The 24,600-nt window shown below is 42.0% G+C and carries 18 protein-coding genes, 1 other RNA gene and 2 other annotated features (1 of these 21 cut by a window edge); of the genes, 2 read left to right on the top strand and 17 right to left on the bottom strand.

Translation table 11 applies throughout. From position 1 onward, the window contains the following. Positions 1–185 (bottom strand) — a binding site (T-box leader); it reaches 22 nt to the left of the window's first position. Between the two features lie 44 nt (positions 186–229). The 7 genes from AC0KTX_RS04030 to cymR form a co-directional block, all read right to left on the bottom strand. Further along, positions 230–1,291 (bottom strand): AI-2E family transporter, encoded by a 1,062-nt coding sequence (locus AC0KTX_RS04030; protein ID WP_474250951.1) that lies wholly within the window; start codon positions 1,289–1,291, stop codon positions 230–232. Positions 1,292–1,363: 72 nt separating this feature from the next. Further along, positions 1,364–1,549 carry a hypothetical protein gene (locus AC0KTX_RS04025; protein ID WP_474250950.1) on the bottom strand — a complete coding sequence of 62 codons (186 nt, stop codon included), beginning with the start codon at positions 1,547–1,549 and terminating at the stop codon, positions 1,364–1,366. Between the two features lie 445 nt (positions 1,550–1,994). Then, positions 1,995–4,370, bottom strand: a complete 2,376-nt coding sequence (gene recD2, locus AC0KTX_RS04020; RefSeq protein ID WP_474250949.1) for an SF1B family DNA helicase RecD2 — start codon at positions 4,368–4,370, stop codon at positions 1,995–1,997. Positions 4,371–4,384: 14 nt separating this feature from the next. Further along, positions 4,385–5,047, bottom strand: coding sequence for a tetratricopeptide repeat protein (locus AC0KTX_RS04015; RefSeq protein WP_474250948.1), 663 nt, complete (start codon positions 5,045–5,047; stop codon positions 4,385–4,387). A 114-nt stretch (positions 5,048–5,161) separates the two neighbouring features. Further along, on the bottom strand, positions 5,162–6,277 hold the full coding sequence (gene mnmA, locus AC0KTX_RS04010; protein ID WP_474250947.1) for a tRNA 2-thiouridine(34) synthase MnmA: 1,116 nt from the start codon (positions 6,275–6,277) through the stop codon (positions 5,162–5,164). 15 nt (positions 6,278–6,292) lie between these two features. Next, on the bottom strand, positions 6,293–7,438 hold the full coding sequence (locus AC0KTX_RS04005) for a cysteine desulfurase family protein (protein WP_474250946.1): 1,146 nt from the start codon (positions 7,436–7,438) through the stop codon (positions 6,293–6,295). Between the two features lie 22 nt (positions 7,439–7,460). Next, entirely contained in the window at positions 7,461–7,880 is a 420-nt protein-coding gene (gene cymR / locus AC0KTX_RS04000) for a cysteine metabolism transcriptional regulator CymR (protein WP_474250945.1), read from the bottom strand. Positions 7,881–8,004: 124 nt separating this feature from the next. Here cymR and AC0KTX_RS03995 point away from each other — a divergent pair, with 124 nt between their 5' ends. Next, on the top strand, positions 8,005–9,279 hold the full coding sequence (locus tag AC0KTX_RS03995; RefSeq protein ID WP_474250944.1) for a replication-associated recombination protein A: 1,275 nt from the start codon (positions 8,005–8,007) through the stop codon (positions 9,277–9,279). A 99-nt stretch (positions 9,280–9,378) separates the two neighbouring features. Here the strand turns inward: AC0KTX_RS03995 and AC0KTX_RS03990 are convergent, their stop codons facing one another. The 4 genes from AC0KTX_RS03990 to hisS form a co-directional block, all read right to left on the bottom strand. Further along, positions 9,379–10,146 carry a tRNA threonylcarbamoyladenosine dehydratase gene (locus AC0KTX_RS03990; protein ID WP_474250943.1) on the bottom strand — a complete coding sequence of 256 codons (768 nt, stop codon included), beginning with the start codon at positions 10,144–10,146 and terminating at the stop codon, positions 9,379–9,381. 62 nt (positions 10,147–10,208) lie between these two features. Continuing rightward, a non-coding RNA gene (gene ssrS / locus AC0KTX_RS03985) (6S RNA) lies at positions 10,209–10,399 on the bottom strand. 63 nt (positions 10,400–10,462) lie between these two features. Then, positions 10,463–12,241 (bottom strand): aspartate--tRNA ligase, encoded by a 1,779-nt coding sequence (gene aspS, locus AC0KTX_RS03980; protein ID WP_474250942.1) that lies wholly within the window; start codon positions 12,239–12,241, stop codon positions 10,463–10,465. Positions 12,242–12,255: 14 nt separating this feature from the next. Beyond that, positions 12,256–13,524, bottom strand: coding sequence for a histidine--tRNA ligase (gene hisS / locus AC0KTX_RS03975; protein WP_474250941.1), 1,269 nt, complete (start codon positions 13,522–13,524; stop codon positions 12,256–12,258). A gap of 64 nt (positions 13,525–13,588) precedes the next feature. Further along, positions 13,589–13,805: a binding site (T-box leader), on the bottom strand. A gap of 364 nt (positions 13,806–14,169) precedes the next feature. On the opposite strand from hisS, the gene AC0KTX_RS03970 reads away from it, so the two are divergent. Further along, the gene (locus tag AC0KTX_RS03970; protein WP_474250940.1) at positions 14,170–15,825 is read left to right on the top strand and encodes an SH3 domain-containing protein; all 1,656 of its coding nucleotides are present in this window, start codon (positions 14,170–14,172) and stop codon (positions 15,823–15,825) included. A 105-nt stretch (positions 15,826–15,930) separates the two neighbouring features. Here the strand turns inward: AC0KTX_RS03970 and dtd are convergent, their stop codons facing one another. The 6 genes from dtd to AC0KTX_RS03940 form a co-directional block, all read right to left on the bottom strand. Beyond that, the gene (dtd, locus tag AC0KTX_RS03965) at positions 15,931–16,371 is read right to left on the bottom strand and encodes a D-aminoacyl-tRNA deacylase (protein WP_474250939.1); all 441 of its coding nucleotides are present in this window, start codon (positions 16,369–16,371) and stop codon (positions 15,931–15,933) included. 21 nt (positions 16,372–16,392) lie between these two features. After that, a complete protein-coding gene (locus tag AC0KTX_RS03960; protein WP_474250938.1) occupies positions 16,393–18,573 on the bottom strand; it encodes a RelA/SpoT family protein in 2,181 nt (726 codons plus the stop codon). Positions 18,574–18,877: 304 nt separating this feature from the next. Next, positions 18,878–19,390 (bottom strand): adenine phosphoribosyltransferase, encoded by a 513-nt coding sequence (locus AC0KTX_RS03955; RefSeq protein WP_474250937.1) that lies wholly within the window; start codon positions 19,388–19,390, stop codon positions 18,878–18,880. Between the two features lie 30 nt (positions 19,391–19,420). Beyond that, the gene (recJ, locus tag AC0KTX_RS03950) at positions 19,421–21,784 is read right to left on the bottom strand and encodes a single-stranded-DNA-specific exonuclease RecJ (RefSeq protein WP_474250936.1); all 2,364 of its coding nucleotides are present in this window, start codon (positions 21,782–21,784) and stop codon (positions 19,421–19,423) included. A gap of 193 nt (positions 21,785–21,977) precedes the next feature. Next, complete coding sequence (gene secDF, locus AC0KTX_RS03945) at positions 21,978–24,218, bottom strand: protein translocase subunit SecDF (protein ID WP_474250935.1); 2,241 nt, start codon at positions 24,216–24,218, stop codon at positions 21,978–21,980. A 44-nt stretch (positions 24,219–24,262) separates the two neighbouring features. Then, a complete protein-coding gene (locus AC0KTX_RS03940; RefSeq protein WP_474250934.1) occupies positions 24,263–24,556 on the bottom strand; it encodes a post-transcriptional regulator in 294 nt (97 codons plus the stop codon). Positions 24,557–24,600 lie beyond the last annotated feature (44 nt).

Raw genomic sequence — 24,600 nt, 5'->3', positions numbered from 1 at the left:
GGTACCACCCTGATTATGAGCATTCGCCCATCACCTTCATTTTGCCGTAACGAGGCGGAACGTCAGGTTTTTGCCTGCACTCAGAATTAGCTTTCTGCTGCCCTTCATCTAGAGCTTCTTTCAGCCGCGGAAGCTCCTCTCTAAAAAGATGGACTGCAGCATACTGGATTCATCATCGCTTTAAAATGCTTATATTCTATACGAATTATAGACAACGCAAAAATACTTGTCAATGCGCCCTCCTCGTGCGTAAAAAATAAAGCAGCGTTTCCTTCAGAACGGCAACGAAAGGTACCGCCAAGATTAAACCGATTGCACCGCCGATTTCCCCTCCTGCAAGAAGAGCCATAATAATCACAAGCGGATGTAAATGCAAACTTCTCCCAACAATGAGCGGACCTAATATATTTCCTTCAATAAATTGCAAACTGAATACAATTATGATGACAATGATCATTTTATTGATCGATATCGCCGCTGCAATCATTAAGGCGGGAACAGCTCCAATCAAGGGTCCGAAATACGGGATGATATTTGTCAAACCGATGATGGTCCCTAAAATGAGCGGGTACTTTATTTTAAAAAGCCAAAAAAGAAGGGATGCGGCCATGCCGATCAAAAAGCAGACAAACAGCTGCCCTCTTAAATAGTTTCCAAGGGTTTCATCGATATTTTTTAATAACTGCTTGCCCTCCTTGCGCCATTTCCTAGGCGTCAGACACCAAATTGTTTTTTCTATTTCCTGATAATCTTTCAACATATAAAAAACAAGAAATGGTATGACACCAATCGTGACGATATGATCTAATAACATTTTTGTACTTTCAAGCAGACGTTCAAGAAACTGTGCAATCGATCTCTCGGTATTCTCTATATAAGATTCAATCCGCTGATGAACTTCAGCAGGCAAACCGCTTGTCCCGTCATGTATTTGATCCGTCCAATTTTGGTAAGTTTTTGTGAACAACGGGATATTTTCCGCCAAATCTTTCATTTGTTCAACGAAAATGGGAAACCCTTTATAAAAACTAAAGCCGATTCCGCCAAAAAACATCAAATAGATGATCAAAATGGATAATGGCCGCGGCAATCCCGTTTCGTACAGCTTTTCAACGACTGGATGAAGCAAGTAAGTAATAAGCCCAGATATTAAAAAAGGGATGCAAACCGCTTTGATCATTTTAAGAAAAGGCAGCCAAATTCCCTTTAATTGCCAAATAATAAAAAAGAACAATGCAAATAGCAGCAAAAAGACGATTCGAAACAGCCATTTTCGTTCCCGCTCATTCATCCCTTATCCCTCCTCCTCTTATTTTGAGGAAAGATTGGGAGAATATACGCAAAAGCGCCTCTTTTCGGCGCCTTAAATTGCACGGTCATCTTCCGTGAATAAATCATCTAACGAACTGAGCGTTCCGTCTTCCTCGACCTGATGGGTATGGATCAATCCTTTTGAGACAGTGAGTTCAATAAAACAATTCCAACAATAATATTGATTCACGCCAATTTTGCCGATATCTTTGCTTTTGCAGTTTGGGCAAGTCAACAAAACAGGGACACCCCTTTATCGATTTTCTTATTTAACAACTATGGCCACTTTTATTTGAAGCAAGTACGGCTTCCGCCTCCTGTTGTCACTCCCCACAGTTGTTTCGGATGTTACAATTTTCTCCCTGTTTCTTTAAAAATATACCTTTTTTGGCAATGCTCTATCCCTATTGCCCAAATTGCCGAATTTTATATGCGGTTCCCATCAAGGAGGCTGTCGCAGCATTGTATGTTTAAGGCTGTCCATCCGTTGCTGTCTATTTTCAAATCATTAAACGGCTGACACGGCAGGCTTTTGTCTTTGAAAGTATGGAATAACAGAACGACTGAACAGGACTGTTTTAAAAGGTGATTCCGCTTAATGAAAAATAACGAAAACATGGATATATGAAGTTAAATAAAAAATGGGGCATTTTACGTCTCAAAATCAATTTGAGGCAGCCCCATTATTGTCCGCTTTCTTCCATGAAATCGTATGGAGTGATATTTCCCATTCCAATATTTGCGTCTTCAATCGGAAACGGCAATTCCTCCGTCTCGTCAACTGCATCATGTCCTTGCAAGCGCTTATTCAAAGTTGTTTGCCGCATATACTCCTGATTGTTGCGAACCCCCATTTCCAGAGCCTTCCATTCTCCGCACATGATCAAAAATTGCTTGCTTCTCGTTACAGCCGTATAAATTAAATTCCTTCTTAACATCCGGTAATAGCTATTTACGACAGGCAAAATGACGATCGGAAACTCGCTGCCTTGAGATTTATGAATGGAACAGCAATAAGCGAGCGTAAATTGATTGAATTCCGCCTTTGTATACGTGACTTCGATTCCATCATATGAAACGACCACCATATCTTCTTTATCCACATTTTCTTTTGCATAGAAGATGGAGACAATTTCCCCGATGTCGCCGTTAAATACATGTTGGTCGGGCTGATTGACCAGCTGCAGAACTTTATCGCCAATCCGATAAATGACATTTCCATGTTTTATTTCCCTTTTGCTTTCAGCAGGAGGATTCAGCATTTCTTGAAGCATTTCATTTAACTGATCAATCCCGGCGCTTCCTTTATACATCGGGGCTAAAACTTGTATGTCTTTCGCCCTGAACCCTTTTTTTAACGCATTTTCAATAACTTTTCTCACCACTTCTTTTACTTGCGGCGTTGAACAAGGAATAAAGGATCGATCGCTTGTCGGTGTCAAAAGATCATCCGGCAATGTTCCTTTGCGGATGGCATGCGCTAAATCAATAATTGTCGAACCTTCCGCTTGCCGATAAATGTCTGTCAATGTGACAACAGGGATTTTTCCGCATTGGAGCAAATCACGAAGTACTTGGCCGGGCCCTACAGATGGCAGCTGGTCTTCATCGCCGACAAGAACGATTTGAATATCAGACGGAAGAGATTTAAACAACTGATGCATGAGCCAAACATCCACCATCGATACTTCATCGATAATGAGAAGTTTTCCGGAAATCGGATTATCTTCGTCATGATCAAAGCCTTCCGTCCCATTCCAGCCTAAAAGACGATGAATGGTAACTGCAGGAAGCCCTGTTGCTTCCGCCATTCTCTTGGCCGCTCTTCCCGTAGGCGCTACAAGGACAACCGGAAACGGTTCTTCTTTTTTTTGATAATCTTTGGGATCCAAGGAAATGCCGTGAAGGTCGGCATAAATTTCGACAATGCCCCGAATAACCGTTGTTTTACCCGTTCCGGGACCGCCTGTTAATAAAAGCATTGGTGAATGAATCGCTCGCTGAATCGCTTCTTTTTGCGAAGGGGCAAACTGCACATTCATTTTCTCTTCCAGGCGGCCTAACGCCAGCAAAAATTCAGATTCAGGAAACTGATCATGAAAATGTTTTTGGCTTAAAAGCCTTTCAATGCTTCTTGCCAGCCCTATTTCCGCAAAATATAACGACGGCCAATAAATCCTATTTTCTTCCACCACAATTTTTCCATCTTCTTCTAGTTCTATAAACATTTTGGCAAGATCTTGTTCTGATACCGTTGCTTCTTTTCCCGCATTTAACAAATCGAGCGCTTTTTCAAGAAGCTGTTTGTCTGTTAAATATACATGGCCTTCTTTTATCGCATATTGTTCTAGTGCGAACAAACAAGCTGCTTTTAAGCGGTCAGGGTGGTTTCCGGAGATTCCAAGCTCTCTGCCGATTTCATCCGCTCGAAAAAATCCAATTCCCTCAACATCTTCTACCAGTTTATAAGGATTTTGCCGAATCCGTTCCAGTGTTTCCTCCCGGTACAATTGATAAATTTTCATTCCCAGCTGGGCTCCGATGCCTAGTTGATTGAGACCGATCAAAACTTGTTCCAGCCCTTGATGCTCTTTTAAGGCCTCCCTTAAATAGTCTGCTTTTTCTTTTGAAAGTTTCGGAATACGCTTGAGCGCATCCGGATTTTCCAATATGATGGAGATTGCCTTTTCCCCTAGCTCAGCAACAATCGCCTCTGCTGTTTTTTTGCCGATTCCTTTAAAAAGATCGCTTGACAAATACTGGATGACTCCTTCTTTTGTTGTCGGTATCTCCTTTTTAAATCGCTCGGCATGAAATTGCAGTCCGAATTTTGGGTGATGCTTTTTGACACCAAAAAACGTGTAGCTTTCATTTACATGGAGAAAAGGAAAATAACCGGTGACAGTAATTTGGCTTTGATCGAAATGCTCATTCGTTTCCTCAATTTTGACTTTTAAGACGGTATAAAAATTTTGCTCATTTTGAAAGACAACATGTTTAATGACACCGCGGAGAAACGGTGCGTCATTAAGAAACAAGCCATCTTGATGACCGTCCATCCTTTCCCCCTCCCCTATTGTTTCGCCAGCGCCTCTTCGACCAGCTTTTTGGCATTTCCTGCCAATAAATGATCTGGCTGAATCGAAAGAGCTTTTTGAAACATTGTCAATGCTTTTTCAGCTTCGTCTTCATACGCATAAGCCACACCTAAATTATAATACGCATCGGCATGATCAGGGTCGAGTTCGATCGCTTTTCTCAGTTGGACTTTCGCTTCTTGAACCAATCCTGTTTGAGCCAGGCAAAGGCCGTACTGAAAAAACGCCGCCGCGTCTTTATCATTTAATTCAACAGCCCTCTGCAAATAAGGAAGAGCAAGACGGGATTCATCAAGTTGATAAAGGGACATGCCCAGCATAAAATAAGCATCGCCATCATTTAATCCAAGCTGGATGGCTTGCTGAAAAAAATCTTTCGCCTGTTGAAAATCATTTAAATGATAATAAACCGCGCCCATTCCGTAATATGCTGTTGCCGTTTGTTTATCGAGAGCAATTGCCTTTTGATAAAATGTCAAAGCTCTTTCCGCATCGCCGGTGGAAGCCAGCAAATTTCCAAAATTCACATATAGGACCGGATCATTAGGGTTTTCTTCAAGCGCCTCTGCAAAATATTTAGCAGCTTCTTCCCATTTCCCTTCTTTCATCGCCTCCAAAGCCAATTGATTTTTTGACATCTTTTCACCCTTCCATAACCTTTTCAAAAGAGCTCCTTCTGCAGAAACTCCTTTTCTATATTCACTTCTGGATGCAACTTTTTACATTGGTTGAAAAAAGATCGTCTCCATCCGTCAGCCTACATACCATAGTTTTTTTCCGTCCTTATACACCTCATCAATCGTGCCGCCGCCCAAGCATTCCTCTCCATTATAAAAAACGACAGCTTGTCCGGGGGTTACGGCACGGACAGGTTGTTCAAACGAAACCTTTGCTGTTTTGCCGCCAATCATTTTCACCCTTACAAATTGATCAGGCTGGCGATAGCGGAATTTGGCAGTACAAGCAAACTCCTCTTCCGGGACTTTGTTGGAAATCCAGTTGATGTTTGAGGCAATGATCGCATCGGAAAATAAATGATCATTTTCAAAGCCTTGTTCAACATATAACACATTTTCTTTTATATTTTTTCCGACAACAAACCAAGGCTCCCCATTTCCGCCTATGCCGAGGCCATGTCGCTGTCCAATCGTATAATACATTAAACCATCGTGTTTTCCTTTAACTTCTCCAGACAGCGTCTCCATTCTCCCCGGCTGAGCGGGCAAATATTGGCTTAGAAATTGTTTGAAATTGCGTTCACCAATAAAGCAAATGCCGGTGGAATCTTTTTTCTTGGCTGTTGCCAAATTGGCTCTTTCAGCAATTTCTCTCACTTGTTTCTTTTCTAGATGGCCGATGGGGAACATCACCTTTGATAATTGTTCCTGTGTCAATTGGTTCAAAAAATAGGTTTGGTCTTTATTGGCATCTTTTCCGCGCAGCATTTTGTATTCGCCGTCACGATATTTAACCCTTGCATAATGGCCTGTCGCCACAAAGTCGGCTCCCAGTTCCAATGCATGATCCAAAAATGCTCTAAATTTTATTTCCTTATTGCACATTACATCTGGATTTGGTGTTCTTCCTGCTTTATACTCTTCTAAAAAATAGGTGAAAACTTTATCCCAATATTCTTTTTCAAAATTGACGGCATAATAGGGAATGCCCAATTGATTGCATACACGAATGACATCATTGTAATCTTCCGTTGCTGTGCATACTCCGTTTTCATCAGTATCATCCCAATTTTTCATAAAAATTCCAATCACATCATAGCCTTGTTCTTTCAGGAGTAAAGCGGCCACCGATGAATCAACGCCGCCTGACATCCCGACAACGACTCTAGTTTCTTGTGGGGCTTTTGGCATTTTTGTTACCTCTTTCTACTTTGAAGTCAACCTTTTAATGATTTGGGAAATGGTTTTGGCCGCATTTGCAATTTCTTCTTCCGTATTGCCCAATCCAAAACTAAAGCGAACAGATGAAGTAATCCGCTCCGAATTTTTGCCAAACATAGAGACGAGAACATGTGACGGTTCAACAGAGCCTGCTGTACAGGCTGAACCGCTGGAGGCCGCTATTCCGGCCAGATCCAGATTTACGAGAAGAGACTCTACATTCGTGCCCGGAAAGAAAACGTTCATAATATGCGGAAGGCTATTTTTTACAGAACCGTTTATTTGAAACGATATGTTTTCTTTTTGAAACAGATCCATCATCACTTGTTTAAAATAGCTGTATTGTTTTGCTTTTTCTTCTCTTGTGCTTTCCGCAATTTGTACGCTTTTTGCCAATCCAACAATGCCTGGTACATTTTCCGTCCCGGCTCTTCTTTTTAATTCCTGCTCGCCTCCGAACAGCCGCGGAGAAAATTTCACGCCTTTTCGTGCATATAAGAAACCGGTTCCTTTCGGGCCGTTTATTTTATGGCCGGAAACAGACAATAAATCAATGCCCATTCTGCCGACATCTATTGGCAATAACCCGTATGCCTGCACCGCATCTGAGTGGAAATAGGCTTGATGTTCCTTTAATAATTGTCCTATTTCCGCTATCGGCTGTATGGATCCCACTTCATTATTGCCCAACATCACCGACACAAGGATCGTATCATCCTGCAAGGCTTTATTTACATCTTCAATGGACACAACGCCCGATTCGTCAACCGGCAAATAAGTGATGCGAAAACCATATTTTTCTAAGTAGCGGCAAGATTGCAAAACCGCCGGATGCTCAATTTCCGTTGTGATGATATGCTTCCCTTTGTCCGCATTAGCCAGCGCCGTTCCGATGATCGCCATATTGTCCGCTTCAGTTCCACCGCTTGTAAAAATGATTTCTTTTGCATCGGCTTGAATGCTTTTGGCGATGATTTCCCTTGATTCGTCGAGGAAACGCCTGCTTTCACGACCAAATGAGTGAATGCTTGACGGATTTCCAAAAACATCTCTCATAAAATGGACCATTTCTTCAAGAACATCTGGATGAACTGGCGAGGTTGCCGCATGATCTAAATAAACCCGCTCCATCTTTGAATTAACGCCTCCTGTATTAAATGTAGAACATATAGGCATCCTGCTCATTATCATCGCTAAAGCTAGCAAGATCAGCTAATGTCGTATTATCAAGGACATCTTTGATCGCATCGCGAATCTTCAACCAGAGATGCCTCTGGGCAGGCTGTTCGTCTTCTATTCCCTCTACAGGAGTAATCGGTCCTTCCAAAACGCGAATAACATCCCCTGCCGTTATCTTTGACGGATCATCAGCCAACACGTAACCGCCATAAGCGCCGCGGATGCTTTTGACTAGCCTGGCATTGCGGAGCGGAGCGATCAACTGTTCCAAATAGTGTTCAGATAAATTATGTGTTTGAGCGATGCTTTTCAGGGAAGTCGGTCCTTCACCGTACTTTCGTGCAAGTTCAATCATGATCGTTAACCCATAGCGTCCTTTCGTTGAAATCTTCATATACCTACACTCCCATTTCAATGTTCTTTCAAAAATTGTCTCCAACGTCATTCTACTTTAAACTTTAGTCATTATAGCATATTATCTTATTATAGAGTAACGAGAATATCTTAGGAGCGATATGATGGAACCGCTAGCTTACAGAATGCGTCCAACGAAAATAGAAGAGATCATCGGACAAGATCATTTAGTAGGAAAAGGAAAAATTATTGAACGAATGGTTCGGGCGAAAGTTTTGAGCTCGATGATTTTATACGGTCCTCCCGGAATCGGCAAAACTTCGATGGCTACGGCAATAGCAGGCAGCACAAACACTCCATTTCGAAAGTTGAATGCGGTGGTCCACAACAAAAAAGATATGGAAATTGTGGTGGAAGAAGCGAAAATGTCCGGCAAGATCATTCTTATTTTAGATGAAGTGCACCGCCTTGATAAAGCAAAACAAGATTTTCTGCTTCCGCATCTTGAAAGCGGAATGATTATTTTAATTGGCGCGACGACGAGCAATCCTTACCACGCCATTAACCCTGCGATTAGAAGCAGATGCCAAATTTTTGAGCTAAAGCCGCTTTCGACTGACGAAATTATGACCGCTCTGAAAAGAGCTTTGAATGACCCCCGGGGGCTGAATGATTATGCAATTGACATCAGCGACAAAGCGTTAAGGCATATAGCCGAAAGCTCTTTCGGAGATGTTCGAGCGGCATTAAACGGTTTGGAATTAGCCGTTTTATCAACAAAAGAGGATCAAAACGGAATCGTCCGAATTTCAGTTGAAATTGCTGAAGAATGCATGCAAAAAAAGAGTTTTTCACACGATAAAGATGGCGATCATCATTATGATGTTTTATCTGCTTTTCAAAAATCGATTCGCGGATCTGATGTAAACGCTGCCCTTCATTATTTAGGAAGATTGATTGAAGCAGGTGATCTGCCTTCCATTGCGCGTCGGCTGATCGTCATTGCTTATGAAGACATCGGCCTGGCCAATCCGCAAGCAGGCGTTAGAACCCTTGCTGCCATCGAAGCTGCAGAACGCGTCGGATTCCCGGAAGCGCGCATTCCTTTAGCAAATGCAGTGATTGAATTGTGCTTATCGCCAAAATCGAATTCTGCTATTAAAGCCATTGATGCGGCATTGTCGGATATCCGCAAAGGGTTGTCCGGCGAGATTCCCGATCATCTAAAAGATGCCCATTACAAGGGTGCGAAAGAGCTTGGAAGAGGTATTGACTATATATACCCTCACGATTTTGAAACAGGATGGGTGAAGCAGCAATATCTTCCCGATTCAATTAAACACCGCAAATATTATGAGCCGAAACGGACTGGAAAATTTGAACAGGCACTTGCCCAAATATATGAAAACATTGAAAAAAAGCAAAAAGGAGGAAACTGAAAAAAAAGACCTTTTGAACAGTCAGCATTTTCTTTATTAAAAGTAAAACGAATTTTTTCCCATTAAAGAACGGCCTGCCTTCCATTGAGCAGACCGTTCTTAATCTTCATCTCCGACACGGTTGATTTTAATGTCCTTCAGCAATTGATTGATGACATGTCCGGCCATAATCAGTCCGGCAACAGACGGCACAAATGCGTTGGAAGACGGCGGCATTTTGGCTTTGCGGATGTTTGATTGATCATTCCCAACTTCTTTTCTCACATCTTCTCTAATAACAATCGGCCTTTCATCTGAAAACACGACCTGAATTCCTGTACGGATTCCTTCTTTGCGCAGCTTAGTGCGAATTACCTTGGCAATTGGATCCGTATGTGTTTTGGAAATATCAGCTACGCGAAAACGGGTGGGATCCGTTTTGTTCGCCGCTCCCATGCTTGAAATGATAGGTATGTTCCGCTTTAAACATTCCTTCATGAGATGAATTTTGTAGCTGATGGTGTCGCTGGCATCGATCACATAATCAGGCTCATAGCTAAAAAACTCTTCATACGTCTCCTCTGTATAAAACATTTTTAGGGCAATTACTTCACACTCGGGGTGAATGTCTGCAATTCTTTCTTTCATTAAATCCACTTTTGGTCTGCCGATGGTCGACAGCAAAGCATGAATTTGCCGGTTGACATTCGTAATATCGACATCATCTTTGTCAACTAATATCAAGCGCCCTACACCTGAGCGGGCCAGTGCTTCAACAGCGAATGAACCGACTCCTCCGACCCCTAATACGGCAACAGAACTGTTTTTTAATATATGTAACCCCTCTTTGCCAATTGCGAGTTCGTTTCGGGAAAATTGATGAAGCAACCATATCACTCCAATTTGCTGAAATTGCGAAAATTAACGTTCATTCCTTATATGGAACGAAAAAAAGTCCCAATTGTGCCGTCGCCGTTTCCTTCGTTTTGAACCCGCTCTCAGCAGGTGGGTGCCCTGTTCCAAAGTTTTGTAAGTCCTCTTTGCCATAAAATGAGGCATTTACTCGCCTTGGAAACTCCGGGCTCCCATTGTTATCGTTGTTCGGTCAAAACTAGGTGTACGACGCACACATCAGGACTTTAATGTTGGTTAAAGAATATCATAATCATTAAAAGTTTTCAAGATCGAAAACTGAAAATGGGAATTATTCCCTTGGATTCACCTTTAAAGAAAGATGAAGCTCATCCAATTGTTCGTTGCTCACTACACTCGGTGCGTCTGTCAGCAAACAGCTGGCGCTTGCCGTTTTCGGAAAGGCGATCGTGTCGCGCAAATTGGTTCTTCCCGCCAAAATCATGACAATGCGGTCAAGACCTAAGGCAATTCCTCCATGAGGAGGTGTTCCATATTCGAAAGCTTCCAATAAAAATCCGAATTGTTCTCTTGCTTGTTCTTCAGTAAATCCAAGAAGTTGAAACATTTTTTCTTGAACATCCTTCTCAAAAATCCGGATGGATCCTCCGCCAAGCTCATATCCGTTTAATACTAAGTCATATGCTTGCGCCCGCATTTTCAAAGGATTGCTTTCAAAATACTCCAAGTCTTCCCTTACAGGCATTGTAAACGGATGGTGCAGAGCATAATAGCGTCCGTCTTCCTCATTGAATTCAACAAGCGGCCAATCCGTTACCCATAAAAATTCCAGTTTATTTTCATCAATCAATCCTAATTCTTTCCCCAGTTTTAACCGAAGAGCTCCCAAAGCATCAGCCACAATTTCTTTTTTGTCTGCAACAAACAGCAGCATGTCGCCGGGTTCGCCTTTAGCCGCAGCTAGAATGCCGTTCTTTTCATCTTCAGATAAAAATTTGGCAATCGGCCCTTTCACATCATTTTCCTCTACTTTCAGCCATGCCAGCCCTTTAGCTCCATAAACGCTGACAAACTCTTGCAGCTGATCGATATCCTTTCGTGAATATTGATCCCCTTTTTCTTTTACATTGATCAGTTTCACTTGTCCACCATTAGCCACCGCTCCGCTGAACACTTTGAAGGCGGAATCCTTGACAATCTCTGACACGTCAACCAGTTCCATATCAAACCGAACATCCGGCTTGTCCGATCCGTAACGCGCCATCGCTTCATCGTATGATATGCGCGGCAGAGGAAGCTCAAGCTCAATCCCCTTCACTTCTTTCAAAACATAAGCCATCATCTGTTCCGTTAAGTTCATAATATCTTCTTGGCTCATAAAGGATGTCTCGATATCGATTTGTGTAAACTCTGGCTGGCGGTCTGCCCGCAAATCTTCATCCCGGAAGCATCTGGCAATTTGGTAATAACGATCGAAACCTGCAACCATTAAAAGCTGTTTAAAAATTTGCGGCGACTGCGGCAGCGCATAAAATTCCCCTGGATGCACGCGGGAAGGGACAAGGTAGTCGCGCGCTCCTTCCGGTGTGCTTTTCGTCAAAATCGGGGTTTCAACGTCGATAAAACCGTTGTCATCCAAAAAGCTGCGAATCGCTTTCGTAATTTGGTGACGCATTTTTAATGTTTCAAACATGACCGGGCGGCGCAAATCTAAATAACGGTATTTTAACCGGACATCTTCCGATATTTCCGTTTTTTGATCCGCAAGGGAAAACGGAGGTGTTTTCGCACTGTTTAAAATTGTCACTTCTTCAACAACGACTTCCACTTCACCAGTGGGAATGTTTCGGTTTACCGTTTCTTCTGTTCTTTTAACAACTTCTCCTTTAACGTCCAATACATATTCACTGCGGATTTTTTCCGCTGTTTCCAACGCTTCTTTTGATATCTCCGGGTTAAATACGATTTGCACAACACCCGTTCTGTCGCGCAAATCAATAAAAATCAGCCCACCTAAGTCGCGGCGTCTTTGCACCCACCCTTTTAAAACCACTTTTTCACCGACAGCTTCCCGGGAAATTTCTCCGCAGTAATACGAACGTCCAAACATTTTTGTCCTCTCCTTTACTTCTTCTCTTGAAGATAAGAAATCAGTTTTTGAAATGCGACTTCTTTTTGCTCGCCAGTTTCCATGTTCTTTACAATGACCGACTCTTTTTCTAGTTCCTCATCGCCAATAATGACAACGAATTTCGCTTGGAGCCGGTCGGCCGATTTTAATTGCCCTTTCATTTTCTTATTTTCATAATCTTTATCAGCGGCTATCCCCGCTTTCCGCATTTCTTGCAATATAGCAACAGATTGTTCTTTCGCCTTTTCCCCCAGCGCCACAATGTAACAATCAAGTCCATCATCAATCGGAAGGGAAATGTTTTCAGCATCTATGGCGGCCAAAAGCCGTTCAATACTAAGGGCAAACCCAATGCCGGGGGTGCTCGGACCGCCTGCTTCTTCTACCAATCCGTTATATCTCCCGCCTCCGCATAAAGTGGCAATAGCGCCAAATCCTTCCGCATTACTCATAATTTCAAAAGTAGTATGATTGTAATAATCCAAACCGCGGACAAGGTTTGAATCGATTTCATATTCGATTCCAAGACGATTTAAATATTTTAAAACTCTTTCAAAATATTGTTTTGAATGATCATTTAAATATTCAAGGATTGACGGTGCACTTTCCATCAGTTCATGCCCACGGTCCTGCTTGCAATCTAAAATTCTTAATGGATTTTGTTTTAAACGCTTTTGACAATCGGAACAAAATTCGCCAATTCTTGGTTCAAAATGGCGGATTAAAGCGTCTCGATGCTTTTCTCTGCTCTCTTTGTCCCCCAAACTGTTTATGACTAGTTTCAATCGTTGTAATCCTAAAGATTTATAAAATGCCATCGCTAAAGATATGACTTCGGCATCGATTGCTGGATCGTTGGAACCGAGAGCTTCCACGCCAAATTGGACAAACTGGCGAAAACGCCCCGATTGCGGTCTTTCATAGCGAAACATCGGTCCGACATAGTAAAGTTTCACAGGCTGCAGCGGGTCCGCATACAGTTTCTTTTCAACAAAGGCTCGAACAACAGCAGCAGTCCCCTCCGGCCGTAAAGTCAAACTTCTTCCTTTCCGATCCGGAAAGGTGTACATCTCTTTTTGGACAATGTCGGTTGATTCGCCGACCCCTCGCTGGAATAATTCCGTATGTTCAAAAATCGGGGTGCGAATTTCCTGAAAACGGTAAAGACGGCATATATCTCGAATTTTCTTTTCAACATATTGCCATTTTGCCGCCTCTTTCGGCAAAATATCTTGCGTACCTCTTGGGATTTGAAATGCCATGTTCGATTCTCCTCCAATTTTTTGAAATTCCCAGCAAACAAAAAAATCTCGTCCCGTACGTTGCCGTAGGGACGAGAGAGTCCTCCCGTGGTGCCACCCTAATTGAAGCGCCATGCTTCCACTTAAACGTTAACGACCGTTCACGTTCCCTCCTACTCAAATTTCAGAGGAAAACCTTCGGAGCGTCTTTCGTTAAGCCAGCATGGAGAAAAGCTTTCAGCCTATGGCTTTTCCTCTCTGTCCACGTGTTTCTTAACTACTCTCTCCTTCATCGGTTATGGCAATGATTCAGTTTCCTTCAGAATTTTATATTATCATACGAACAATCTTATGTCATGTCAAGAACGACTTAAACGTATTTTGATCTTTTTCACATCGGTTTGATTTAAACCGAAGTCGGTATTTTCCTCAAAAACTTTATTTTCCATGATCGATTTGTCTTTCCAATGAACCCCGAAACACTCGCAGCCAAAAGATGAAGAAATGGATTGATTTTCACTAGAACGCATATTTTCTTTCGCCCTTTCATATCGAGTTTCTTTTACAGTTTGCCACGGAAAGAAAAAAAATACTCAATAGGATAGAAGGAAATATCGAAATAAAGATTGAATTCTTATTTTAAAGGAAAGGAGAGGAGAACGGGTTTTGACTAAAAAAAATGTATCAATCATCCTCCTTGCGGCGCTCCTTTTGACTTTGCCTGTTCCAACAGCGAATCCTGTCCAGGCGGAAACAAGGATGGCAGTCATAAAAAAAGATCAAGTAAACATTCGGACAGGACCCGGATTAAGCTATCCTGTAAAGACAACAGCAAAATTTGGACAAACATTCCCGATTGTTGAAAATAAAGGCGATTGGGTGAAAGTAAAATTAGGAAACGGTTCATACGGCTGGATTGCCGAGTGGCTTTTATCTGAAGAAGGCACAGATTTTGTCGTTTCCTCCTCAAACGGATTGAGAATCCGTTCGGGACCAGGTACAAGCTATAAAGTCATCGGGCATTTTCCGAAAGGCGAAAAAGCCGCCCTCATTCAAAACAAGGGAGACTGGGCAAAAATCTCCTATAAAAAGCAAATGGGCTGGGTTTCAAGAGCTTACATATCTGCTGCAAACGGAGGCAATCACGAAAGAAAAACGGGAGTGGTTCAAGCAGCGATTCTGAATATCCGTTCCAAACCGTCAACAAAATCATCCGTCATTGGAAAATTATCAAAAAACGTAAAGATCGACATTGTGGAAGAAAAAGACGGTTGGCTGAAAATCCGCTACAAGCAAATAACAGGCTGGGCTATGAGCCAATATATAAAAACGTCCGATTCGAAAACGAGCCCCTCTGCTCCGCAGATGGGTGTTGTAACAGCAAGCTCGTTAAATGTAAGAAATGCTCCATCCTTCAATTCCGGCAAGGTCGGTTCCATCCCATCTGGAACGAAGGTGACGATCATTGGGGAAAACGGCGATTGGTATAAAATTCACTATGGTAAAAATCGGACAGGTTGGGTTTCCAAAAGATATGTCGAAGTTCGTTCCGCTCAAAAAGGAAACGTGCAGCGCATCACGCTTTTATATGATGGCACGAATTTGCGCAGCGCTCCTTCCACCTCCGCATCGATTGTCCAAAGAGGGAACAAAGGAGATCAATTTCAAGTGGTAAATGCTGAGGGAAGCTGGTATAAAATTCAATTAGCAAATGGGAAAACAGCCTATGTAGCAAATTGGATTGTTGCTGCAAATACGGACAGCGAAAATCGTGTTTTACCGTCAAAAGGAAAAAAAGTCATCATTGATCCCGGCCACGGCGGTTATGACAGCGGTACAATCGGGGCAAACGGTACGCTTGAAAAAAAAGCGACATTAAAAACAGCTAAACTCGTCTACGATCAATTAAAAAAAGCCGGTGTAAATGTATCTTTAACGAGAAATGATGACACCTATATAAGTTTGTCTTCCCGCGTCGGCATAGCCGAAAGAAATAATGCCGCCGCTTTTGTCAGCATTCATTACAATAGTTCGATTATTCAAAGCGCAAAAGGGATAACAACTTTTTATCACCGTTCTTCAAAAGATAAAAAACTGGCTACGATCCTTCATCAAGAGCTGATCCGCCATTCCGCTTTGCGAAACCGCGGAGTTCAGTATGGAAACTACTACGTACTGCGGGAAAACAGCCGACCTTCAGCCCTTTTAGAATTAGGATTTTTAAGCAATGCCCGTGAGGAATGGATCATTAACACAAAAGCTTATCAAGAACAAGTCTCCAAAGCAATTAGCAAAGGGATTGTAAAATATATAAAATCCTAAAAAAATCGCGGGCAGCGGACCCGCGATCTATTGCAAAAGACCACAAACATTCATCAATGAATTTTGTGGTCTTTCATCATTTTTATTGTTTTTTTCAACGCCATTTTATTTGCTTTCAATAATTAACGTGACCGGACCAACATTTGTAAAGCGGACATCCATCATGTCACCGAAAGAACCTGTTTGAACAGCGATTCCTTTCTCCCTTAATTTTTCATTAAAGTATTCGTATAACCGTTCGGCCGTGTCGGATTTTGCCGCTTTCATGAAATTCGGCCTTCTCCCCTTTTGGCAATCGCCGTAAAGTGTAAACTGGGAAACCGATAATACGTCACCGCCGACATCGAGAAGGGAAAGGTTCATTTTTCCTTGCGCATCTTCGAAAATACGCAAATTTGCTACCTTGTCCGCTAAAAATTCAGCGTCTTTCTCTTCATCTTCATGCGCAACTCCGACAAGAACCATTAAACCGAAACGAATCTCTCCAACAACTTGTCCATCTACTGTTACGCTTGCATCTTTTGCCCGCTGCACGACAACTCTCATTTTGCAACATCATACCCTTTCCTAGTTCATCAATCTTCGTACGGAATAAACGTCAGAAATTTGCTTAATTCGGTCGACAACTTTTTGCAGATGACTTATATTTTGTATTGAAATTCCCAAATGAATGTTGGCTACTTTGTTTCTGTCCGTTCGTCCTGATATCGTTGTAATATTTGTTTTCGTCTCTGTGACGGACTGCAATACTTCATTGATCAATCCTTTGCGGTCAAAACCTAAAATCTCAATCTCCACATTGTATTCCTTTTTGCCATCAAGTTGATTTTCCCACTCGACTTCAATCAGTCGGTCTTTCACATCTTCTTTATTGACATTCGGGCAATCTGTCCGATGGACGGAAACACCGCGTCCTTTCGTAATAAAGCCGACTATATCATCGCCGGGAACGGGATTGCAGCAGCGTGAAAGCCTGATTAGCAAGTTGTCGATGCCTTTAACAGATACACCGGCATCGCGGCGCTTTTGCTTCTGTCCTTGCTGCACCGCTTTTTCAATCAATTTTTCCTCTTCTTCCAAATCGCGTTGTTTCCGCAATTTTTCAACGAGTCGATTGGCCACTTGAAGAGCCGTAATGCCATTGTAGCCTACTGCTGCATACATATCCTCTTCATTCGCAAAATTAAACTTTTCTGCGACCCGCTTAATATTTTCCGGTGTCAGTGCTTCTTTGGCATCAAAATCCAACGCCTTGATTTCTTTTTCTATTAATTCGCGGCCTTTTTCCACGTTTTCTTCCCGCCGCTGTTTCTTAAAAAATTGGCGGATTTTATTTTTCGCCTGAGATGTTTGGGTAAGCTTCAGCCAATCTTGGCTTGGGCCGTATGAGTGTTTGGAAGTCAATATTTCCACAATATCGCCGGTTTTTAGTTTATAATCAAGCGGGACAATTTTGCCGTTCACCTTTGCCCCGATTGTTTTATTGCCGATTTCCGAATGAATCCGATAAGCGAAATCAATCGGAACGGAGCCGGCAGGCAGTTCAATAACATCCCCTTTGGGAGTGAAAACGAACACCATGTCCGAAAATAAATCAATCTTCAATGCTTCCATAAACTCTTCGGCATTGGAAGAATCGTTTTGGAATTCTAATATTTCTCTAAACCAACTTAACTTTTTGTCGAAGGATGTAATATTTTTTCCTTCTTTATAAGCCCAATGTGCGGCAATCCCATACTCCGCAATAGCGTGCATTTCATATGTGCGGATTTGAACTTCAAGGGGATCCCCTTTCGGACCGATCACGGTTGTATGGAGGGATTGATACATATTCGTTTTCGGCATTGCAATATAATCTTTGAATCTGCCGGGCATCGGCTTCCAACATGTATGAATAATCCCCAATACCGCATAACAATCTTTGATGCTGTTGACAATAATGCGGACTGCCAGTAAATCATAAATTTCGTTGAACTGTTTATTTTGCAGCACCATCTTCCGGTAAATTGAATAAATATGTTTTGGACGTCCGTACAGTTCCGCTTTTATATTGACTTCCTCAATTCTTTCCTTTAAATTTTCAATGACCTCTTCTACATATTTTTCTCGTTCCGCCCGTTTCTTCTTCATTAAATTGACAATCCGATAATATTGCTGCGGGTTTAAATAGCGGAGAGCCGTATCCTCAAGCTCCCATTTAATTTTGGAAATTCCAAGGCGGTGTGCAAGAGGGGCAAATATTTCCAATGTTTCATTGGCAATTCTGCGCTGCTTTTCTTGGGGCAAATGTTTTAATGTGCGCATATTATGAAGACGGTCAGCCAATTTGATCAAGATGACACGGATATCTTTGGCCATCGCCACAAACATTTTCCGATGATTTTCCGCCTGTTGCTCCTCTTTTGATTTATATTTAATTTTCCCGAGTTTTGTCACCCCGTCAACAAGCATTGCGACTTCATCATTAAATTCTCTCTTAAGATCTTCCAGCGTAACGTTTGTATCCTCTACCACATCATGCAAAAAACCCCCTGCAATGGTGGCAGGATCCAATTCCAAGTCCACAAGGATTCCCGCTACCTGTACAGGATGCATAATATACGGCTCGCCCGATTTCCGATATTGGCCGTGATGAGCTTCTTTAGCAAAATGATATGCTTTTTTTATAAACTCTATATCGTCAGCTGACAGATATTTTTCTGCTTTCTCAATGACCTGTTCAGCTGTCAATACTTTTTCGTTCGCCATGGGATCACCTTTAAATGAATAACGTTATTGTATTTATTATTAAATAAAAAGAACAAACATGTAAAGAGATCAATTTGAATCTTTTTGAAAAACAAAAGTGTAAACGCCTTCGAAAAACGAAAACAAGCTTCTTGCCCGTTTTGAAACCGAAAACTCATTTTATCTGCCCGGAATCAGGGGCAAAGTGTTCACATGAAGACGAGAAATGTTTTTTGGCAATTTCGACTGGGCGATTTTCTCAACCAATGTTCCGTTCCATCATCAAATAAAACAAAGCACCCGTTGCGAGTGCCTTGATTCAACGCTAATATTTCATTAATGCTAAAATATCATAGCCTTCCAATCTTTTCCGGCCTTCAAGATAAGATAGTTCAATTAAAAAGGCAATTCCAGCAACTGTTCCTCCGAGCTGCTCTACCAATTTGATTGTTGCTTCAATTGTTCCTCCAGTTGCCAACAGGTCATCCGTTATTAATACCCGTTGTCCGGGTTTGATGGCATCTTTATGAATGGTTAGCGCATCTTTTCCATATTCCAGTCCATATTCCACTTTAATCGTTTCCCGAGGCAGCTTTCCTTCTTTTCTGACGGGAGCGAAACCTACTCCAAGAGAATAGGCGACTGGACAACCGATGATAAAACCCCTTGCTTCTGGGCCGACAACGATATCGATTTTTTTCTCGCGGGCATATTCAACAATTTGATCTGTGGCATATTTAAAAGCTTTCCCGTTGTCCATCAACGTTGTAATATCTTTAAAAGAAATGCCCGGTTTTGGAAAATCTTCAACAATCGTAACATATTGCTTTAAATCCATTTTATGTCCTCCTAGGAATCTTCAATCAGTTTATTGCATTATTTTGTTAACAGCACTGTTGCGAATGGCCGTTTCAAACCATTCTTTCAATTCGTGATAGGATGAATATAAAAGAGTTTGTTCAAGCTTTATTTGCTCCTGTTTTCGTTGAAACGTTTTGGATTCGGACAGATCCCGCTTTTTCACTTGTTGATTTAATGTAATGATTCCATTGTTAATTGTAACAAATTCGAGTTCAAAAAACACCTTTGTCATAAAAAAGATCGTCTCTTTTGTCCACCCTCGATGCTTGGCCAATTCTTCACCATATTGGTGTAAATCAAATGAACCTTTTTTCATTAAAAAGGCATAATACCATTTAAAATGCTCCCGTGTCGGAAGTGTTTGGAAGAAGTGGTCCGATCTTTGCATAAAAACAGCATAAATTCTTTCGGGCGCTCCCTTTTCAAAAAGCTCGCGGAACAGATCCAATTTCGTCGGCATATCAAGAAAAACAACATATTTTCCGGTAATCTCAATTTCGCTAAGAGGCAACTGATGAAAAAGACGGATGCCGTCATAGAACTGCTGACCTTTAAAGAATTCGATAGATTCTTTGCGGAAAACAAGCAAACATTGTTTTTCTTGCGGGAGTTTGCCAATCAAACGATCCAATTCTTTGGCACCCCGCCAATCAAACAGCTGCCATGTTGGTACAGCAAGATCTTCAAGCAAAAGCTGAGGTTTTTTTATGTTATTCCATTCATTGACAGCAAGCTCACCGACAACGGAAATGCTGGCAAGAGGCGATATTTCATCAGCCGCCTCACCATGTCCGAATCCGACCACATCTAATTCATATCCATCTTTTTCGACCACCAGTTTCAAATGCGCTTCACTTGCACCTATTTTTCTTACATTGACCGCCAAAACATTTTCCAATAAAAAAAGGGGTTTCGGATTAGAAACGCCAAAGGGTGAGAACAGATTGATTTCCTCAATCGCATCAATTGTCACATCTTCAAGACTGCATGTACATTCGATCTGTTTCATCGGAATAAAATCTTCATCTGTGAGCTGTTCCTTTGCCATTTCAATCAAATTTTGCCTAAGCTCATCAATGTTTTCCGCCCTTATCGTCATTCCTGCTGCCATTTTATGTCCGCCAAAATGAGTAAAAAGATGGCGCAATTGTGATAAATTGCGAAACAGATCAAAGCCGTCGATGCTGCGGGCCGACCCTTTGGCAATACCGGTCTCAGGGTCAATGCTGAGCACAATTGCCGGCCGATAAAATTTTTCAACCAATCTCGATGCAACAATGCCGGCCACCCCGTAATTCCAATTTTCTTTTGCAATGACCAATACGGGGTGATCATCAACCGGAAACCGTTCCTCAATTTCCTTCATTGCTTCGTCCGTCATTTCTTGAACAAGCTTCTGCCGCTGTTTATTTAATTGATCTATTTCTTTTGCAAGTGTTTCAGCTTGGACCGGATCAGTCGTCAGCAGCAATTCAACAGCAGGATCAGCCTCTTTTAGCCTCCCTGCTGCATTGATTCGCGGGCCGATCACAAATCCGACCGTTTCTTCATTTACAGAAGCTTTCTCAACCCCGGCAGCAGAGAGCAGAGCCCTAATTCCAGGTCTTGAGGAAGTTTTTAGTTTTTCAATTCCTTTTTTGGCGATCAGGCGGTTTTCACCAAAAAGAGGAACTAGATCAGCAATGGTCCCTATTGCCGCAATTTCCAACAGCGATTCAGGAACGGTTCCCAGAAGCGCATGCGCCAACTTGAAGCTGACACCGACTCCTGCAAGTTCCTTGAAAGGATAATCTGATCCTTCCAATTTCGGGTGGATAATCGCATAGGCGTCAGGCAAAACAGCGCCGATTTCGTGATGGTCGGTAATGATCAAATCGATGCCAAGCTCTTTGGCTACTTGCGCTTCATGAATGGCAGCGATTCCTGTATCAACCGTGATAATTAATCGGCAGCCTTTCTCATAAATCATTCGAAAGGCCCGCTCATTCGGGCCATACCCTTCCGAAAACCGATTTGGTATGTAATAATCAGCATCTGCCCCCAATTCCTTTAAAGCCGTCATCATGACGACCGTGCTGGAAACACCATCTGCATCATAATCGCCGTAAACGACGATCTTTTCATTGTTTTTGATTGCGGAAAAAATGCGTTCACAAGCTCGTTCCATCCCTTCCAATAAAAAGGGGTCGTGAAAAGAGGGTTCATTTATATGTAAAAACTCTTTCGCCGCTTCAACTTCATGAATGCCGCGATGTACAAGCATTCTTGCAGCCAGTTGTGAAATGTTCAATGAGTTCATTAATTGGCGAACCGTTTTGCCGTTGGATTCATTTTCAAATAAACGATTCCAACGATATTTCGATTTTAGCATAAATTCCCCTCCTCAACCTCCCTATTATACAGAAGGAGTTCAACAGTTTTCAAACACATTTTCTCATCAAGCCCGCAAGTAAAGTAGAAACGGATTTCAGAAGGGACGGCTTGCTGTCTCTGACTTTCGCCAACGGGCACCTTGAAAACCATCCGGCGCAAATAAAGGAAAAAAGCTCCGTTGTGTGGAGCTTTTATCCTTGAGGCTGTCCGTTCATTTTTAACTTAGAACCTTTTTGCATCTGCTTCCATTTCCAAATCACCCATAGCTGAGTGGCAATAAACAAAGATGAATACACCCCGGCAATCAATCCGACTAAAAGCGCGACCGAAAAATTTAAAATCGAGTGGCTTCCGAACACAATCAATGCCAAAACGGTAAAAATGACGGTTAAAACGGTGTTGATGGATCTTGTAAGTGTTTGCTGCAAGCTTTTGTTGGCAATATTGATCAGTTGATCAAGCGTCTTCACTCTTTTGACTTTACGCATATTTTCTTTAATGCGGTCAAATGTGACAATTGTATCATTAATCGAATATCCGATGATCGTTAACACAGCAGCAATAAATGTAAGATCGACTTCAAGCCTTGTGAAGCTGAAGAAGACAACGATAAAAAACGCATCGTGCAACAGGGCCAGAACCGCTGCAAGTGCCATATAAAATTCAAAGCGGAGCGACACATAGATGATAATCCCAATCGAAGCAATTAATACACTAATAAACGCATTTCGCACCAGCTCTTTGCCGACTGTTGGCGAAACCGTGCTGACATTCGGCTCCATTCCATATTTTTCCGTAAAATGGTCTTTAACTTTTGAAATGGTTTCTTTATTAAATTCGCCGACAAACCGAACGACCGCCGTTGTATGATCATTTCCTGACAACACGATTTCATCCGGATGGAGCCCAACCGTTTCAAATTCTTTTTCCACTTCTTGAGCGGTCAGCGGTTGATTTGCCCCTACTTCAATGCGCGTTCCGCTTGTAAAGTCAATGCCTAAATTCAACTTGGCAACAATGAGGGCGATTAAGCCGATAACAATCATGGCGCTGGAAAGGACAAAAAACTTATTCCGATGCTTTACAAAATCAATTTTGTCAAAACGCGTTGGAATTTCTGTATCCTTCCCGGTTTTCGCAATATCTAAAATTTCGTGTTTTTTCACTCCAAACCATTGCGGTTTTTTATCCAACGCACGGCTTTCTACGAGCAAACCGAGCAAAAATCTGTTCAAGTAAATGGCGGTCAGGAACGAAATAATAATACTGACAATCAGCATTGTGGCGAATCCTCTGACAGAGCTCGTTCCAAAAATAAACAGCACCACTGCCGCCAAAACGGTCGTAATGTTGGCATCAAAAATCGTCCATAACGACCTTCTGTTTCCCGCCTTAAATGCAGACCGCACACTCTTTCCAAGCTTTAATTCCTCTTTCATCCGCTCGCTTGTAATGATGTTGGCATCAACGGCCATGCCAACTCCAAGAATAAGGGCGGCAATCCCCGGCAAAGTCAGTACAGCATGCATCCAATTGTAGATCAGCAATATTAAATAAATATAGGCGATGAGAGTGATGGAAGCAATGAGACCAGGCAAGCGATAGAAGAAAATCATGAATACGAAAATGAGCAACACGCCGATAAAACCGGCATATATGGTCGTTTCCATCGCTTTTTCCCCGTATTTGGCGCCGACAGAAGTCGAATAAATTTCTTTCAATTTTACTGGCAGCGCTCCAGCATTCAGCAGGCTCGCCAAATTTTGAGCTTCTTCAACCGTAAACTGGCCTTCAATGGTGACCGTATCCGTATCGAGCACTTCATTAACATACGGATCTGACAAAAATTTCGGATTGGCTTTTGCCGCCTCCTCTTTATAGGAATCTCCTTCCTCCCAATCAAGCCAAATGATCAGCTTGTTGTCCGGAGCCATCTTTAACACTTTTTCCGTCACTTCTTTAAATTTCTTTGCATCCTTTAATTCGACGACGACATTCGGTTTGTTGTTTTGATCAAAAGATTGCTTTGCTCCCCCTTGAACTAAATCGGCACCGTTCAACAATTCGTTATCATTCACATCGCGAAATGTAAGCTCCGCCTGTGTAGATAATATTTCCCGGGCTTCATTTTGATTTGTCACGCCGGCAAGCTGCACACGAATCCGGTTGTCTCCTTCAATTTGAATGTTCGGTTCACTCACTCCAAGTGCATTCGCCCGTCTATCCAGCGCTTCAACCGTACTGACAAGCGCCTGCCGGTCAATTTTATCTCCTTTTTTTGCCGCCTCCACTTCATATAAAATTTCAAAACCGCCTTTTAAATCGAGGCCAAGCGTGATGCCTTCCGCTACATGTTTCGCTGTAAATCCAGTAAAACCTAAAAGAATAAGCACGATTAAGAAAAATGATAAGATGCGGCCTTTTTTTGCCATTTTGATCCTCCTAGCATCTCTAGCAAGTATGGAAAAAATATATTTTACAACAATTCTTTCAATAATTGCTGGCCTTCTTCACTGTCGAGCCAACTTTCTTTTTTATAAAACTCAATCGTCGTGTAATTCATGAAATCCGCCGCTTTGACTGACATAATATCTTCAACAAGACGGTGCAGCTTTATTTCCTCAATTTTCTTCCACTTCTTTGTTATCAAAAACGTCCATAATTCTTCTTCTGAAATTTGATCATATCCGCATAAATAAAATTCTTCCAGTTTACTTTTCAAAAAAGGCTTTAGCTTCTGCCGGAAATCTTCCACTTTATTTTTCTCCATTTCCTTGCCCCTTCCATAATGGTTGTCATGCATGTACACTACCT

The sequence above is a fragment of the Aeribacillus sp. JST-2 genome, from assembly GCF_056032925.1.
Note: the sequence above shows the minus strand (reverse complement) of the source record. Positions and strands in the feature narration are given on the sequence as shown.